Annotated in this window: 15 protein-coding genes; all 15 read left to right on the plus strand. The window is 46.1% G+C overall.

The features are described from left to right. The first annotated feature begins 22 nt into the window (after positions 1 to 22). Positions 23 to 445 (plus strand): hypothetical protein, encoded by a 423-nt coding sequence (locus WFJ73_RS23555; protein WP_336775401.1) that lies wholly within the window; start codon positions 23 to 25, stop codon positions 443 to 445. After that, positions 442 to 1,131: an SAF domain-containing protein gene (locus WFJ73_RS23560; RefSeq protein WP_336775402.1), complete on the plus strand. Its 690-nt coding sequence runs from the start codon at positions 442 to 444 to the stop codon at positions 1,129 to 1,131. Before WFJ73_RS23555 ends, WFJ73_RS23560 begins: the two co-directional genes overlap by 4 nt. A 59-nt stretch (positions 1,132 to 1,190) precedes the next feature. Continuing rightward, positions 1,191 to 2,282 (plus strand): AAA family ATPase, encoded by a 1,092-nt coding sequence (locus tag WFJ73_RS23565; protein ID WP_336775403.1) that lies wholly within the window; start codon positions 1,191 to 1,193, stop codon positions 2,280 to 2,282. Continuing rightward, positions 2,279 to 3,751, plus strand: coding sequence for an ATPase, T2SS/T4P/T4SS family (locus tag WFJ73_RS23570; RefSeq protein WP_336775404.1), 1,473 nt, complete (start codon positions 2,279 to 2,281; stop codon positions 3,749 to 3,751). Before WFJ73_RS23565 ends, WFJ73_RS23570 begins: the two co-directional genes overlap by 4 nt. 15 nt (positions 3,752 to 3,766) lie before the next feature. Next, on the plus strand, positions 3,767 to 4,765 hold the full coding sequence (locus WFJ73_RS23575; protein ID WP_336775405.1) for a hypothetical protein: 999 nt from the start codon (positions 3,767 to 3,769) through the stop codon (positions 4,763 to 4,765). Between the two features lie 3 nt (positions 4,766 to 4,768). Continuing rightward, positions 4,769 to 5,647: a hypothetical protein gene (locus WFJ73_RS23580; RefSeq protein WP_336775406.1), complete on the plus strand. Its 879-nt coding sequence runs from the start codon at positions 4,769 to 4,771 to the stop codon at positions 5,645 to 5,647. Positions 5,648 to 5,683: 36 nt separating this feature from the next. Next, the gene (locus WFJ73_RS23585) at positions 5,684 to 5,839 is read left to right on the plus strand and encodes a hypothetical protein (RefSeq protein WP_336775407.1); all 156 of its coding nucleotides are present in this window, start codon (positions 5,684 to 5,686) and stop codon (positions 5,837 to 5,839) included. Between the two features lie 52 nt (positions 5,840 to 5,891). Further along, positions 5,892 to 6,281, plus strand: a complete 390-nt coding sequence (locus WFJ73_RS23590) for a hypothetical protein (RefSeq protein ID WP_336775408.1) — start codon at positions 5,892 to 5,894, stop codon at positions 6,279 to 6,281. Then, positions 6,278 to 6,760: a hypothetical protein gene (locus WFJ73_RS23595; RefSeq protein WP_336775409.1), complete on the plus strand. Its 483-nt coding sequence runs from the start codon at positions 6,278 to 6,280 to the stop codon at positions 6,758 to 6,760. Before WFJ73_RS23590 ends, WFJ73_RS23595 begins: the two co-directional genes overlap by 4 nt. Before the next feature lie 209 nt (positions 6,761 to 6,969). Beyond that, positions 6,970 to 7,140: an AbrB/MazE/SpoVT family DNA-binding domain-containing protein gene (locus WFJ73_RS23600; RefSeq protein WP_336775410.1), complete on the plus strand. Its 171-nt coding sequence runs from the start codon at positions 6,970 to 6,972 to the stop codon at positions 7,138 to 7,140. 13 nt (positions 7,141 to 7,153) lie between these two features. Further along, positions 7,154 to 8,374, plus strand: coding sequence for an S-layer homology domain-containing protein (locus WFJ73_RS23605; RefSeq protein ID WP_336775411.1), 1,221 nt, complete (start codon positions 7,154 to 7,156; stop codon positions 8,372 to 8,374). Then, positions 8,362 to 14,859 (plus strand): hypothetical protein, encoded by a 6,498-nt coding sequence (locus WFJ73_RS23610; RefSeq protein WP_336775412.1) that lies wholly within the window; start codon positions 8,362 to 8,364, stop codon positions 14,857 to 14,859. The genes WFJ73_RS23605 and WFJ73_RS23610 overlap by 13 nt, the downstream gene beginning before the upstream one ends. A 71-nt stretch (positions 14,860 to 14,930) precedes the next feature. Continuing rightward, positions 14,931 to 15,131 (plus strand): hypothetical protein, encoded by a 201-nt coding sequence (locus tag WFJ73_RS23615; RefSeq protein ID WP_336775413.1) that lies wholly within the window; start codon positions 14,931 to 14,933, stop codon positions 15,129 to 15,131. A gap of 24 nt (positions 15,132 to 15,155) precedes the next feature. After that, positions 15,156 to 15,374, plus strand: a complete 219-nt coding sequence (locus WFJ73_RS23620) for a hypothetical protein (RefSeq protein WP_336775414.1) — start codon at positions 15,156 to 15,158, stop codon at positions 15,372 to 15,374. Positions 15,375 to 15,489: 115 nt separating this feature from the next. Continuing rightward, the gene (locus tag WFJ73_RS23625) at positions 15,490 to 15,765 is read left to right on the plus strand and encodes a hypothetical protein (protein ID WP_336775415.1); all 276 of its coding nucleotides are present in this window, start codon (positions 15,490 to 15,492) and stop codon (positions 15,763 to 15,765) included. The last annotated feature ends 46 nt before the right edge of the window (positions 15,766 to 15,811 follow it).

Here is a 15,811-nt window from a genome sequence, read left to right on the forward strand (position 1 = left end):
GCGATCGAGGAGGCAATAACGCATGCGAGAATACGGACTAAAAGAAATCGCTACGCTGCTCGATACGGCGGAGAGCACCTTACGCCGCTGGTGTCAGATGCTCGAGGCTGCCGGTTATCCGTTTGAGCGGAGTGAAAATAGCCGCCGGCGAGTGCTCACCGATCGGGAAAAGGATAGCTTAACGAAATTAAAGAAGCTGAGCCAATCGATGCCGCTTGAAGAAGCATGCGCGGTAATCGTGAGTCAAGACGGCGGGGGCCTACCTATAAAGGTAGTAGAGCAAGCGTCGGTCATAAACAACGATGAGCATAGGGAGAAAATGAACCAGCTTATCGAGCAGCTGCCCATGCGCATTTACTGGTCAGGCGCAGACACGGCCGTTAAAGAGCTGCAGGAACAGTGGCGGTTGCTGCAAGAAGCACAAGGAAATGGAGGGGAATCATGAGACGATTCCAATTAGGAAAGCTGAATCGCATCCTACTGTATGTGGTAGGAATGGCCGCATGTTTAATACTTCTTTATAGATTCGATACACAGTGGTCCAAAAACATCGATACCAGAGAGGTATTCGTAGCAGCCAGACAAATTATGCCGCATGAAACGATTGCAGCCAAAGACCTTGCGGTCGTTCGTATTAAAAAAGATTTAATTGTTGCCGGTGCCATGCAAGACGGCAATGAAATTGTAGGGAAAGAAGCGCTGCAGCTCATTGAGGCAGGCGATCAGTTTACCAATAATCGCATCGATAAGACAGCGCTGCTGGGTGTTCCTGGTGCCGGCATTGTCGAGCTCCCGGATAAATGGATCTTATCGGTTCCGGGAAGTTTAAGGCGCTTAGATAAAGTAACGATCTTTGCGCTGAAGACCGATGATAGCGTGACGGCATTAGATGCTGGATCGCTAGCTGGAGAAACCGCGAACAAAATTCTTGAGAATATTGTCGTGGCCTACTACAAGGACTCTGGATCAAACGAAGTTAAAAACGGGGAAGAGAGTACAAATCCCAATGTACGTGACGATGCAACCGTTCGAGGAAAGAAGCTAGAGCTACAGTTGACAGATGAGCAGCTGAAACAACTATCCGCTTTGGCCAACAAGGGAAATCAGTTCATTATCCGGTACGGCTCATGAAGATAGGATTCCTAGGCCAAGATGAAGTCCTTTGCCAGCGCCTACGGCAGCTGGCCGGCGTGGAAGATGTACGCTCGTTCGATCTAGCGGATCTCACGGAGGAATTAAGTGATTTTGAAGTTATCCTTATCTCCGATCGCTATATCGCTGCTTACGAGCTGGAACAGGTGAAAACAAAGTTCCAAGTCTCCACGACGATTCTGTACTTACTGAGCTATTCCATTCACGCCGGCGCGGCTACAGAGGCTAAAATGGTGGCCGATCGCTTAGGCATTACGATCATTCCTCCAAAGCGTACACCGGATCAAATTGCAAAAGAGGTTGAGCGTTATACCCTGGACAGCTTTGCTCCCGAGAGCGGAGGGAATGTCATCGCCTTTATGGGATCGTTAAGCCAGGCCGGCGTAACGGCAACCGTCCTTTCTTTGGCGGATGAATTGGGTAAGCTGACGAGCGCCAAAGTCGGCGTCATTAGTCTTAATGCTTTTACGCCAGGCGATTCCTTCCTTTCGTACTCCGGAAGCTACCTGGATGATTTGTATGCGCAGATTAAAGAAACCAAGCTGCTAACGCCAGGTGAATTAGCTGGCCATATGCAGGTAACGCCAACCTTCTCTTACCTGGCAGGTAATGCGGATCTCCTGAAGCGTTACCGGTATTCCAGTGATGCCGCAGAGCACATTATTGCATGCGCGCGAAAGCAATTCGATATCGTGCTCCTGGACGCCGGCGCGAATCCGGATAATAATCTTTGCCTGCAAGCGCTGCTGCAAGCCGATCTGCGCATTTTGGTATCAACGCAGCAGCCGGCAGCCGTTAACATGTGGCGGAAAATGAATGTTTTGCTTCGCATGGTAGGCAATGGCGAACCTATGCCTTTTATGCTGGTACTCAACCGGTTCCGCAGCCTATATGGGGATGCCAAACGTTTTGAGCAAGTTATGGAGCTTCCGCTGCTTGGGACCTTACCGGATCTGGAAGAAGAAGGACAGTTTTGTGAGGCGGAAAGACGTCTGCTCACAACAACGGAGAACGGGCGTTACATGAGCCAGATCCGTGAAATCGGAAAGCAGCTGCAGAGTCTTTACAAGTGGGCCGCTCAAAATGAAGATGCGTCTAAAAAACGCGGATGGAGGTTGTTTAGTCGATGATGAGCTGGAGAGATAAAGATTTTCATGTCAGTGAAATGATTGGACAAGGTGTGCAGACGGAAAAAACAAATCGCGAGAGCGAGCGAACGCTCGCTCCAACCGAATCATTTAAGCAGGCCTGTGACCTTGTGTTAAAAGCATTTGAAGAGAAAAACAAATCCCGAAGTGAAGATGAAATGACAAGATGGCAGAAGCTGCAGCATGATGCCGTCATTGGGAAGCAAGAAGCGGTAAAGCTCTTTAAAGAAGAAATCGAAGAGTATTTACGCAACGCGCAGCTGCTGCAAGTGAAGCAGCCAAGCTATTATGAATCCCTAGTTGAAGCCGTATTCCAGGAAACATTCGGCCTTGGTCCGATTTCCGTATGGTGGAAGCATCCGAAGTTTTCGGAGTCGCAGTCGGCAAGGATAATAGGGAAGAAAATCTATTTTGATATACCAGGAGAACGTGCCCTCCGGAAATTTACATATGATTCGGAGCAGACGGTTATCGAGAACATTATTGAGAAAATCCGGATGAAGGACGAATTTGCCCATATTAATAAATTCAATCCCAAGCTGGAAATGGATTTAGAAGATGGCACCAGGGTGACAATTCTCATTCCGCCTAGGGTGCGAAAGACTACGCTCATCTTCCGGAATGTCACCATTCGCAAACCGATGCTCGAAGACTTTGTTCAGCGGGGAAGTATTCCGACCGAGGCGCTGCCTATTTTGCGAGGAATGGCTAAGTCCATGCTCAATATGGTCGTGATGGGAAAAGTCCGCAGCGCGAAAACAACGCTGCTAAAAGCGTTGTTTGCTGAGCGATACCGGGAAGGGCAAGTGGCCGTCACCATTGAAAATGGCCATTCCGAAATGAAGCTTGGCGATATTTATCCGGACGCGCAGCTCATTGAAATGATTGTCCGCACGGCTGAGGAATATGATGAGGTGTTTGCTCAGGTTCTACGGTCCGACTATCACTTTTGTGTGGTTGGGGAAATGCGATCGGTTGAGGCGGAGCTTTATTGTATGGCCTGTGAGCGTGGCGAAGGCGGATCCATGACCAGTTATCATACAGAGAAAATGAAAAATATGCCTGGTCAGATTACGCGCTTGATTCTGCAACGGTATCCAGGACGAGATTACCAAAATGAATTGATACGCGTAGCCGAATGCCTGGATATTGGCATTGTCATGAAAGAGCTACCGGACGGCAGTAAACGTCTGCATCGGATCTCTGAAATTCGGTTAGATCCGTATACGCTCCAGGTTACCGTGCATGATGTTATGCGCTGGGATTCCCTGCATAATGATTGGACCTATGCGAACGACTTATCTCCGGAAACAAGAGAGAAAATGCGTGAGGCTTCTCCTGGCCAAACCGGTTACGCGGAGCAGGCTTTCCGCGCTTTAGAGAAGCTGAGCAAAGAAAAACCAATCATCGGCAGCAATGTGGAGCAAGAAATCAACCGCGTGGCCAGCTAGAAAGGGGAGATAACGATGTTATCCGGACTTCACCTGCAGCCGGAAGGCATGATTCGCATAATGATCTTTCTTGCCTTTCTGTATTACGCCTATGGTGCCATAGGCGCGATCGGAGCAGCCGCTTTTCGCTCCTGGCGGCTGCCGGCCTATACGGCGCGAGAATCTCCAGAGGCAGAAGAAAACCAAAAGCGGTTGTTTTCTCATTTGGACTTACTGCTCCGCTCGACAAGCAAGAGCGTTCACCGACATTCGGTCTCCCAATTCATGACCCAAAGCGTAATGATCTTTATCTCCGCGTACGTGCTGCTGCTAATGGGTTATAAAGGTGGAGAGCTCTATCTAGGCGGTGGGCTTAAGCCAAGCATGCTGCTGGATATCAGGGCGCTTTCCATTTCCATTCTTCTTGGACTGTTGCCTTACGGTTACCGGCGCATGCTGCTGATGACGATAAGACGAGAAAACAGCTATGCGCTGATCGATCAGACCGAGAAGCTGCTTATGAAATATCGTGTGCCGAGCGGCCAAGCCGATTTTTATCAGTCGCTTTATGCGCTGGCCAATGAGGCGGAAGGCTCCATTAAACGAACCTTTATGAACATGGTGACCATCCTTCAAATTGAAGGAAAAGGGGCCATACATGCGGCCGTCGAGCTCTTTACGTACCAGGTACAAGGCAGCTGGTCGCGGCAGCTGGGCGTGCTATTCATTAAAGCAGCCAAGGAAGGGCGAAACATCGAGAAGGCGCTCGAGAAGATCCATTGGGATATGGTGGAATCCAAGCGAATTGTCGAAGAGGAGAAAGCACAATACTCCGATTCCATTTTGATGGGCTTTTTCCCTTTAGTTCTTGTCCCGATTGCCATCTTTGGTATCAATGCGATGTTTGATGGTGCGATTTTAAAAATTATTTTCCAATATCCGAAGGCGTTTCAAGCGCTCGTGCTATGTGTGTTATCCATACCGACGGGGCTCGTAACGTCTTTTATCTTATCCAAACCAAAAATCGAGGTATAGTGCATGAGTATCCTGATCATGAAAGGTGTTTTGTTCGCCGGCGTACCGGCGTTTGGGCTGCTTCTTATGCGAGAGCTGCTCTATTTGTACCGGCGGCGATCGCCGCCAAAGATTGGCCGGCAGTTTCAGGCGTTTGTGGAACAAATGCGGGGGGATGTTACGCGAATTTACGCGGATGATGGCCTGGAAGATGCGTTTGCCAAAGCCGGCTCACCGCTCAAGATTTCTGCCTGGCAGTACAAGCTCTATCGGGATATAACGTTCCTGGCGGTTGTCATCTTGCTGCATGTACAGTTTATGATCACCCATGTTTATCCGCTCAGATGGATGTCAATCTTAGCCGTTCTGTATGTCATTACAATGACCGGAAAATCTTTTATGCCCATGCAGATGCTTCTTCGTATGGCGGGGAAAGAATGGCAATCCAAGAAGAGCAATGAAGTCATTGATTTGTTCATGCTGCTCTTAAATGAGTTTTATGCAGAATCCGCAGAGTTTTATCAGAATGTCATCAGCAAATTGCAGCAATACCGATCGAATACCAAAGCGATCCGTCCGGATCTCGATCAGCTGCTATTCGAATACACCTTTGATCCGAAACTCGCTTTTAAACGTTTTGGGGAGCGCATCGGTACGAAAGAAGCGGTGACGCTTAGTACGCTGCTGGAGAAGATTAATACGTCTACGCCGGAAATGGCCATTGATCTGCTCGAAACCAACTATGAAGCATTTTTGGATTTCCGCCGGCAGCGCAGGCGGAAAAAGCTGAAGGTAAACGGGTATATGGCCCATGCCATTGTATTAACGAGTACAACCGTTGTTATTAACTTCGTGATGGTAACGACAAATGTATACCGCAGTATTTTAAGTCAAATCCAATAAAAAATAATCGGTTCAACCGAAGGGAGAAATTTATCAATGAATAACGTTATGGCTACTGTAATCCTGCTTGCAGCTTTGTGTGTAATGATCACCCTTAATATTTTCGCGGATGACGGTGTTTTTGGAGATGCAAAAGCGCAAAAAACCAAGGCACATACCTTTAACCAAGGCATTACGTATCCGACGAATTAAGCTTTCCTGAGAGGAGGGAGGCCGGCGCATGTAGCATGTGCCGGCCCGTCCAATGAAAAGTGTCATGGCCCTTATCATTTTATCGTCATTCTTTCTTTATTTTATGTTTCAGCCAAGCATTGATCGCACGGTGCAGTATCGTGACCAGGTGCTCCAAAAAAAGGCCTATGAAGTGGCTCATTTGGCCGCATTAGAAGGCCGGCTTACGCCGGCGATGACGGATCGCTTAAAAGAAGATTTAGCGGATCTCTACTTTGATCCTGGTAAGGTGCAGCTAACCGGTCCGACGACAGCGGTTCCCCGTGGTGAGCTCATTACGGTTACACTTCGTTATCCGCAGGGCAAAACACAAATTATGAATTTGTTCGGCGGCGATGATGAGGAGAGAGATTATTACTATCCGGCTACCTTAATGAGTGAATATATTGAGGCGCAGCCATGAAATGGGTTCTTTTTATGCTTGTAATGGCGCCCATATTTCTTCTGTTTAGCGCCTGGAATCATGATGAGTACATCCAGACCAAGCTCCGCGCGGAGCTGAAAGAGGGTATGGATCTGGCCACGCATGACGCTGCGCTGCAGGTCAATAAAGTTCAGCGTGAAATGGGCGATATCCAGTTTGTACGGGAGGATGCAGAAAGAGCGCTGCTTGCATCGATGGAGCGGACGTTTAAGCTGGACGATCAGCTGCAGCCGCTGACGTCGAGCGTCTGGAAAAGTAAATTTGAGGTTGTCTCTTTGCAATATGTCGAGACCGGCAGCTTCCCGCAAAACTATAACAGTGGTCCACCTTACTATTATATCGATCTTCTTCGCGGTCCTTCCGTGATTGCGATCGTTAAGGTGGAGCATCCCAGGTACTACGGCGTTTCTGATCATTTCTCTTATATTGTGGGCTCCAGCCATGAGTATATCCCGTAAAAAACTCTTACTTTTTTCTTACTTTTGCTCCTCAAAAACCTGATACACTGATTACAGTAGAAATCCGTCCCAAGTGGGGCGGTTTTTTTATTACAGGGAGGTGCAAAAGAGGTTGTAATAGACATATCCAAGTATTGACAAAACGCTGGAACGGAATTACAGTAAAACTGTAATACAGTATTTCAATATTTTGGATAGGTGGGGGCAATGTGAAGGATATTCAGAAGATCCAGAAGCGTTATGTTGTAAGCCTGCTTCCTTTTTTGAAAAAGCTCGATTTAAAAGAAGGCGATCACTTACATATTGAATTGAAGGATGGAGCAATTATTTTACGTCCCGTGGACTGGGTAATGCGCCAGAATGATACAAAAAACGAATAGGGAGTTGATTTTTATGTGGAAGTCATTTAAAAAAGTGACGTTTGTAGTTGCGGCCAGCACGATGATGGCTGTTGCTGTGATCGGTACGCAGGCACTTGTGCCAGATAAAAAAGTAGAGGCGGCGGCTAAGCCTTCTTTCTCGGATATATCCGGCCATTGGGCTGCTTCGTCCATTGAAACGGCGGTACAAGCTGGTATTTTAAACGGCTACTCTGATGGAACCTATAAACCGAATAATACGATTACCAGGGCGGAGCTGCTGAAAGTTATGGCGCTTACCTTTAAGCTGAAAGTAGACAGCAGCGGATCCACCTGGTATGCGCCTTATCAGACGGCATTAAGCAAAGCCGGCGTATATCTGGATGGCGACTATCCAGGCAATGTAAATAATCCAGCAACCAGAAACGAGATGGCCAAGCTTGCCGTTCGTGGCGCTTATCCGGATTATCGGAACAAAAAGCTGTCTGCAGCTGAGCTCATGTTTCGTGCGGTAAACAAGGGAATTCTTTCGAGATCCGGGACAAAAGCGGAGAGCATTAATACCGAAGGGACAACAACCAGGGCAGAGGCTGCCGTTTTAGTTACACGGCTGCTGAAGCTGCAGGATGGTGGGGCCCTTACGGTGGATAAAGGCGCATCGAGCGCGGCGGAAATTGCTTGGCACCGACATAACATGATCACGATGTTTAATCAAAATGATCTTGTTTCTTTGCCGTATAAGAAAAATATTAACTCCCGTTACGATGTAACGATCGATAACCTAATTGTCTTAGATCCAACAGATAAGACCGGTTATTATGCCGAGTACCTGGAGGGCGCTAAATATAATTTAGAAGGAAAAGAGGCAAAAACGAATGATGGATATGTATTTGCCTACAAACTTACAGGGAAGAATCTTGTTACATCAAGCGAAAACCAAGATATAGCCCATTCATTTTATATGTATACTGAAGGTCAGTCCGGGGGAGTAAATCTTTCATCTAAATTCAAATATGATGATGGTAAACTGATTGATCGACCTGGGCTATATTCAAATCGTACAGAATTTTCTTTTTCCAAACCTAATAATGAGGGACATGATTTTTATCTAGTGTTTGTTAAAAAAGATTTTATAGATGCGCAAATAAAACAATATGGTGGAGTTCCAATTCATTTGGAAAAACTTAATGTAGGGATGAATAAGGCTTCCCAATTTTATCTTACGGAGGTTAAAGACTGGTTATGGGAACAATAAAAAAATATTTGGCGATGCTATTAATTGTCATGATAGGCGTAAGCGGATTACCGCTTACGCCTATTTTTTCAGCAGCATCTGATACGGTTACGGCAACCGTGAAAATTCCCTTCTCAAAAACATATAACTCTAATGAATTTTTGTCGAATGTTTCAGTGAATCTTAGTAAGTCCGGATATAAGGTAAAATCATATCAAGTATGGAAAAAGGCCAGTAATAGTGATAACACTACTAGCCTAGTAAATAAAGCCACGTATGGCGCAAGTCTTTCAGGTGATAAAATCATTATCCCATCTTTTCAAGGTGCAAAAATTGGTGTGACTGCAAGCGGTTATACATCGACAATGTATTTTGCAACCAACAGGACAACTAATGGTAAGCAATGGCAATTTACAACACTTGGGACCGATTATTCCGTAACGCCTGACATAAATAGTTCTTGTTGGGTAAATGGTGTAGCCGAATGTGCTGGGATATTAAACAAAAGTCAAGATGATCATGGAAAGGCAATGACGATCGATAAAGTTAGAACGGCAGATGGTTGGGCAGTATCAATAAGTGACGGTTTTCCTGGTCCATCAAAATATAAATACAATGCGGACGCAATTTCTAGTAATGATATTATTCCTTCTTCAATTACAATAACAAAGGCTACAATAAATGGTGCAGATACATCAGAGGCCAGAGTGGTAAGTAAGGGGAAAGGAAAGGACGGATATGGACAGCTAAGTGTTGCAACCCCATTAACTAAAGATAATAGTCTAGGAAAGACCGTAGACTGTAACGGTTGTTCGGGGAAAGCAACTGCTAAGAAATATTCAATCGATACATCAACCGAATGGGCAGCACAAACTTATCTTTTCGAGGGCGAAGTTCGCGTAACCTATGAACCGATCCCGCCGGCGAATACGCCCTATGTTTCCTGTGATTGTAAGGCCAATCCGGAGACGGTTGAGTTTGATGGTAAAGATGTAGCGGTCTCTGCAACGCTAAATGCTTCTCTTTCCGCAAAGGGAACAAAAACCGTTCAGAGCTGGACAGTATACGGCAGAGCAGAAGACGGCAGCCAATATACAACCTCTACCGTTGGCTACGGACTGGACAGTATATCTCAAAAATTCAGCTTTACAATTTCAAAGACCAAGCTTGATGGGAAAGACAGCTACACGGAAACCTGGGTGATGCGTGCACGGGTTAACTTTACAGACGGCACGACAGCGGAGCAGCCAATCGAGTGTATGACAGTCGTTACGCGTCCAGGAACGGCCACGCCTGATCCGAGCGCATCACCAACACCGCCGCCGGCACCTCCGGTTACTGCAGACGTTGAATTTATACCAAATACCATTATTACGGGTGACCAATCAACGCTAGATAATAACTCAGATGGCTATACATCAATGACCTGGACATTCACAGACAATTTGAAAGAGGTTATTACCGATTCCAGCCAATATCGTTATTCGAATGTGAAATTCGATAAACCTGGTTTCTATCAGGCGAAAATCATGGTTACAAATGGGACAGAGACCAAATGGGATACGGCCTCTCTGCAGGTTATTGATCCCAAGCCGGTAGCGGTGGTAACTGGACCGACAAAGGTCATTCAGGGAAGAGATTTCTCAAACATTTTCCATCTGTATAATTCCTACACGCCGCTTGCGGATCGCGGAGTTAAAATTGATTTTACGAAAAACGAAATGCGCTATAAAAAGGTCGGGGATCCGGGTTATACGGATGGATGGCCAAGCAAAGGACCTTCCGTTCTTGGGGATTACTCCATAGAAGGGAAGGTTTTTGATTCTCAGGGCCGTGTATCCGATTGGGGAACGCATTTAATTGAAGTCGTTCCGGATCAGCCGCCGGTCGTTACGCTTGTTGCCCCTTCCGAAACTTACCGGTATAACGATACGATGCTCTATATTGATGCAAAGAGCGTTGACGGTGATACCATTACCGATATGCAGCTGGAGGAACGCTACGATCGGGATAATGACGGTAACTTTGAGGAAGAGCCCTGGACGGTCATTTACACGGGCCCTTATAAGGATACGTACCCAATTACCTTTACTTCTGTCGGGAAAAGACAATATCGGGCAACGGTGAAGGAAGACTACGGTCTGGCAGCTACTTCGGATCTTGCCGGCACAAATGTTCTAAACTATGCGCCGTATGTAGATTTTGACGTATCGGGTCTTACACAGCAACCGGATCAAGGAGACGGCAGCGCACCGGAGGACATTACCTATACCGGCGAATCGATTATGCGTTCCTGGAAGCTTGTTCAGCCTTACACGACGAATACGAATAAGCCTATCGGCTGGCTAGCAAATAGTGGGGCGCTGCAAACCAAAAATGCCAAGATGGCGGATTTCTTTATTAAGTATCCAAACATGGGTTTAGGGGCGAATAGCCGATCTAAATACGAATTGGCAAGCGATTTGACTAATTTACCAGTTTGGGGATTACCAGTGGGGGCGGTAGCAGTTCCGTATATTTATGCGGGTCATCGCCTTTATTCCCGCGAAGGCGCGGAAATGGTAGAACGCAATTCGCAAGATGGTAAAGAAATTAGCAGATTTTCTTTGTCTGAAGTCAGTGGTTTGACTTATTTAGGGGCTGATAAAAACGAGAACTTTTATTATGGGGCTGGGTCATATGGAGCAACAAACTATGAGGTTAAAAAGATTAATAATCATGGCCAACTCATAGGCAGCTATACCATACCGATATCAGGAGAAATGTCTTACATCATGTATTTCGAAGTTTCGGACGACGGCCAAAATCTCTATATGGCCTACCGTGCAAGGGTTGGTGCCACTCAAGAATACTGGAATGTACATGCTGTAAAATATTCCGTACTGGATAATTCGGTAAAGTGGGATGTTAAAACAGGAGATTTGAGATATAGCCCTACATTTTTACAGAATTATAAAGGGGTTATCGATTCTGATGGTGACTTATATTTAACGTGGACTACGCAAACGACCTATGATGGTTATGAATTATACGCGATGGCTGTAAATGGCAATACGGGAGTCATGGGATATCAATCAAGAGGAACTTACAACGCTGATATATCCTATATGGTTGCTAGTCCTGAATTCGACTACCGCGGAGATAGAGCCAAATATTTGTATTTCACGGTTTCAGGTTACGTCCAGTATTCAAAAGACAGTAGTATGGGGACTAGTATTTATGGTTTTATGTTTAATAAAAAAACAGGATACCTGTCTAGGATTAGTTACCCCGATCTCCCTGATCCTACACAGTATGGTCTTGAGTCTTGGAATACGTGCGAAACGTGGTGCGATAAGATGAGCTGGGAGGACACCATGGGGGTAGGCACTCCCATTATTTATCCAGACGGTTCCGTTTATGCGACAGTTCGCTATGCGTGGGGAGATTATAAGTTTGACAAATACTTAAACCTGATCAATAAAAATACACAAGGTAACTTAATTGCGAATACAAAAGCTTTTCTAATGCCAAGTGGGAATATTGCTTTCCCTGATAATGGAGCACTGGCGGACTCATGGGAAGGGACCTACAAACCGTACGCTTCTATTAAAGCGAATGGAAGGGCCCCCATTGATCGAGATAATAACTACTATGGCAGTAAAACGTATTACAGTCAGATTACGGATACGAAAGGTGATTGGGCTTCTAGTGCGTTAAAAGATCCGACCCTCAACACTTCGATTTTACCAGATGGATCTTTTTATGGATTTTCAAAACCCGCAAGTTCTGGTATCCAGTATGTATTCCCATTTGTTCCTGCGAGCGGCAGCGGCGATTATCCGAAAGTGATTGATGCTAATACCATTGAAATTGTTGATTCAACATGGGCAGGATTGTGGTACGATCCGGCAACTAAGCTTAAGAACGATCGTTTATCCTTTAACGTAGCGGTAAATGATTCAGCCAATGATAAGCCAATCGGTGCCGGCATTCATATCCAGGACGGCAAAAACATGTACGCTGCCGAGTGGACGAGCAACAAGGTTACGCTATATAAAGTTGTCGCCGGCGTAAAAACTGCGCTGCAGTCCGCAGACGTCACGCGTTCGCCTTTTGTCACTTATCCATTTGAGATCGAGGCCAGCAATGGCACGCTGCGCGTCTATATTAACCATGCCAAAGTTATTGAAATCGCGGATAGTACCTTCAAACAGGGATCCGTTGGCCTCATGTCGCTCGGTCAGCAACAAGCCAAATTCACCGGTATGAAGGTGAAGAACTACGGCGATTTCTATATCGAGGAAACGGTAAGTACGGTTCTTGTTGATGAAGAAATTAAATATGACACGATCTTTGACGATATCGAGAAGGATCCGCAAGCCAAAGAGAATTGGAGCTATAAGCATGATCCGAACTATTTCGCCAATTCCCTTGGGCTCAGTCAATATGATGGCAAGTCGTTTGATACGCGGCTGCCGTCCCTGGACAAGCCAGGTCTCTATGAGATTACGTACAAGGCCAGCGATAATCCGGGCATCGATGCTTATTCCGCCTGGTCCGAACCCGTAATCAAGAAACTCTATGTACACCGCCGGCCAATCGCGCAGCCGGATGTACGGTTTACGGGCATTGTCTATCCGGAAGGGGAGACGCTGGACTATTTAAGCTTTGATACGTCTTATGATCCGGATATCCCGGATGTGCTGTCCGATCGTGTATTCCGGACGCGGTGGGCAGATGAAGCAACCTGGACACCTGGTATGCGAGAGATTTATAGCCGGCCAGGCGTGGAGCTCATTATCCAGGAGCAAGTAAAGGATACCTTTGGCGTTTGGTCCACCTGGGCAGAGACTAGGGTTTATAAAGATGCCCTTCCGCCGGTGAATCAGAATCCACCTAAAATGGTCATCACGAATCCGACCGGTACGTTAACCACTCCGACCGTAGTCGCCAGCGAGCCGGTCATTAAGTGGACATACAGTGATGCGGAGAATGATCCGCAGGAACAGTTTTATTTGAAAGTGACCTACGTAGATACCGGAAAAACGATTACAGAGGTCACCTATCCAGGTAATGATACGTCTTACATTCTGGATGAAGGCATACAGCAAGGACGTAAGGTGAAGGTGCAAGGCCGCGTGTATTCCAAAGGCAAGTGGTCAAGCGATAGCAATATCGTTTACTTCATTCTCAATACACCGCCTGTCACGCATCTGCTCAGCTTTAACGGGCCAAAAGCTTCAGCACCGATCTATACGAATAATAACCGGCCAAAACTCAGCGTCTCCGTTTCGGACTTTGATGGCCAGCCAATTACAAAGATCGACTATGAGGTATTCCATAATGCAACGGGCAACCTGGTTGTCGATACAAACGGAACGATCGGAACCACCGACTATACGCCGCTGGCGCTACAGGAAGGCCTTCATAACTGGCGAGCCCGCGCGTATGATGGTATGGCTTGGGGAGATTATTCGGAGAATGGTTACTTCTTTGTAGACACTGTTCCTCCGGATGACACGAACGAGCAACTTGAGATTAAGCCAACTTCCGTTAAGGTGACGTTTAATCCGTTTAGTGACGCAACGCCGTCATCTGGCCATGCTTCACGCGCTTTCTATATGCAGAAAGTAAATGATGATGGCTCCACAACGAATATAGACCTAAACGGAAATGGAACGACAGAATACAATATTTCCATTCCGAACACGTCAACAAGCTACACCGTGAACGGTCTGCAGGCAGGAAAGAAATATCGCCTTATGGTCGTAGATTGGGACGTGGCCGGTAATATGGGGCAATATCAGTATATTTACTTTACGACCAACCAACCGCCGGCTGCTGATTTTGATTGGTCGCCTAAACCGGTCTATGAAGGAGACGATATTCAGCTGAAAAACCTGTCTACGGATCCAGACGGCGATGCGATGACGTACGCCTGGACCGTCTCCGGACCGGCAGGCTACTACAGCAAATCCTTTACGACGAAGGACGTCACGATACCAGGTTCGGTAACCGAGAATCATGCCGGCAAGTATATCGTTACGCTGCAGGCGACAGATGCGCTCGGCCTGGCCAGTGAAGTGATCAGCAAGACGATTACGGTCAATGAACTTGGCATAACGGCAGCCGTGACCCATACACCGGATTGGGAGAAAAACCGGCAGACCTGGAATACGAAGATGCCAGATGCCTTCCGTCCGGATTATATGTTCTGGGCCGGTGAACGCTTTGTGTTGTCCTCCAGGACAACGGATACCGGTACGAGCTCCACAAAAGCGCAAACCGTAAGAGTGACGGCCAAGTATATTGGGAAGACGTCCTTAAGCTCAGCCGACAAAATAGCCTGGTCCGGTTATATTGGCGAAGAAAACGCAGATGTGGAGCTAGAGACCATTTCAAACGGGGATTATGTCTTTAGCTTTGTGGCCACTTACTCCAATGGAGTCGTAAAACAGAAGAATGTCACCATTACCATTCAAGGTAATTGGACGGAATACTTCAAATTCCATAAGTCGTGGTAAATATATAAAGGAAATGGCGTTGCGGCCCTGAGCTGCAGCGCCATTTTTATATCCGGAAGGGGAGAACAAACATGAGTCATCAAAACAACCGGCTGCTGATCGATAAGATAATGGAACGGACGGTTCTTATTCTTAAAGATTCATATGGCAGCGTAAGGCTAGAAGATGCTTTTCAAATGGCTATAGGCGAAGCAGAGGTCCACTTCAATGAGGATATAAAGCTGGAGCTTAATCCGGAGATCCGCCAGGTAATCGAGCTAAAACTAAAATAACTACATATAACAGGAGTGATTAAAATGAAGCCCACAAAAGAAAGAAAGTTTAAAATCGGTGATGAGGTTAAATGGACAAACGGAAACGGTGTAAATATGGGGAGAAGAACAATTATTGGCTTTGATACCATAGGTAACGAAAACGCATATTACATTGATCCAATTGACACACCATGGTTCTCCATTAGAGAAAGTAACTTAGAATTGTGGAATCCTTCAAAACAAAAAAGTAAAAACGATTAACCCTAAAATCCGAATAACCAAAAAAATTGTCGAACTTTGGAGGAGATCAACCAAGTCCAACGAATAACCAATAAAAGATGGAAAAATGATACAAAAAAATAGGAGGGGTAGAGATATGAAAACAGAAGAAAATTTGACTTTAAAGCTGCTCGAAGCTGTACTGAAAAATGATGAAACAGCAATTAGAAATGTAATTGCAGAAGGCGCAGATATTAACGAGGTCTATAAAGAGAAAAAAATGTTTGGTCGTATCGAAACTTACTGTACAGCGCTTGAATTAGCTATAGATAAGAATCTTTACGATTTAATCCCTTTTCTATTAGAACCGGGTAGTACCAGCGAAGCTGACACCACCCGCAAAATAGATGTTATTAAATGGGGAATCTATTGATGACCTCGTTGTACTCCTGCTGGGCATCTGTGATTGCCAGCTTTGA

The sequence above is a fragment of the Paenibacillus sp. MMO-58 genome (assembly GCF_037146255.1).
GTDB lineage: Bacteria > Bacillota > Bacilli > Paenibacillales > Paenibacillaceae > Pristimantibacillus.

What these genes read in the sequence shown, in the direction of transcription:
- WFJ73_RS23555 (WP_336775401.1), top strand. Translation starts at nt 23, where the DNA reads ATGCGAGAATACGGACTAAAAGAAATCGCTACGCTGCTCGATACGGCG.
- WFJ73_RS23560 (WP_336775402.1), top strand. Translation starts at nt 442, where the DNA reads ATGAGACGATTCCAATTAGGAAAGCTGAATCGCATCCTACTGTATGTG.
- WFJ73_RS23570 (WP_336775404.1), top strand. Translation starts at nt 2,279, where the DNA reads ATGATGAGCTGGAGAGATAAAGATTTTCATGTCAGTGAAATGATTGGA.
- WFJ73_RS23575 (WP_336775405.1), top strand. Translation starts at nt 3,767, where the DNA reads ATGTTATCCGGACTTCACCTGCAGCCGGAAGGCATGATTCGCATAATG.
- WFJ73_RS23580 (WP_336775406.1), top strand. Translation starts at nt 4,769, where the DNA reads ATGAGTATCCTGATCATGAAAGGTGTTTTGTTCGCCGGCGTACCGGCG.
- WFJ73_RS23585 (WP_336775407.1), top strand. Translation starts at nt 5,684, where the DNA reads ATGAATAACGTTATGGCTACTGTAATCCTGCTTGCAGCTTTGTGTGTA.
- WFJ73_RS23590 (WP_336775408.1), top strand. Translation starts at nt 5,892, where the DNA reads ATGAAAAGTGTCATGGCCCTTATCATTTTATCGTCATTCTTTCTTTAT.
- WFJ73_RS23595 (WP_336775409.1), top strand. Translation starts at nt 6,278, where the DNA reads ATGAAATGGGTTCTTTTTATGCTTGTAATGGCGCCCATATTTCTTCTG.
- WFJ73_RS23605 (WP_336775411.1), top strand. Translation starts at nt 7,154, where the DNA reads ATGTGGAAGTCATTTAAAAAAGTGACGTTTGTAGTTGCGGCCAGCACG.
- WFJ73_RS23610 (WP_336775412.1), top strand. Translation starts at nt 8,362, where the DNA reads ATGGGAACAATAAAAAAATATTTGGCGATGCTATTAATTGTCATGATA.
- WFJ73_RS23615 (WP_336775413.1), top strand. Translation starts at nt 14,931, where the DNA reads ATGAGTCATCAAAACAACCGGCTGCTGATCGATAAGATAATGGAACGG.
- WFJ73_RS23620 (WP_336775414.1), top strand. Translation starts at nt 15,156, where the DNA reads ATGAAGCCCACAAAAGAAAGAAAGTTTAAAATCGGTGATGAGGTTAAA.
- WFJ73_RS23625 (WP_336775415.1), top strand. Translation starts at nt 15,490, where the DNA reads ATGAAAACAGAAGAAAATTTGACTTTAAAGCTGCTCGAAGCTGTACTG.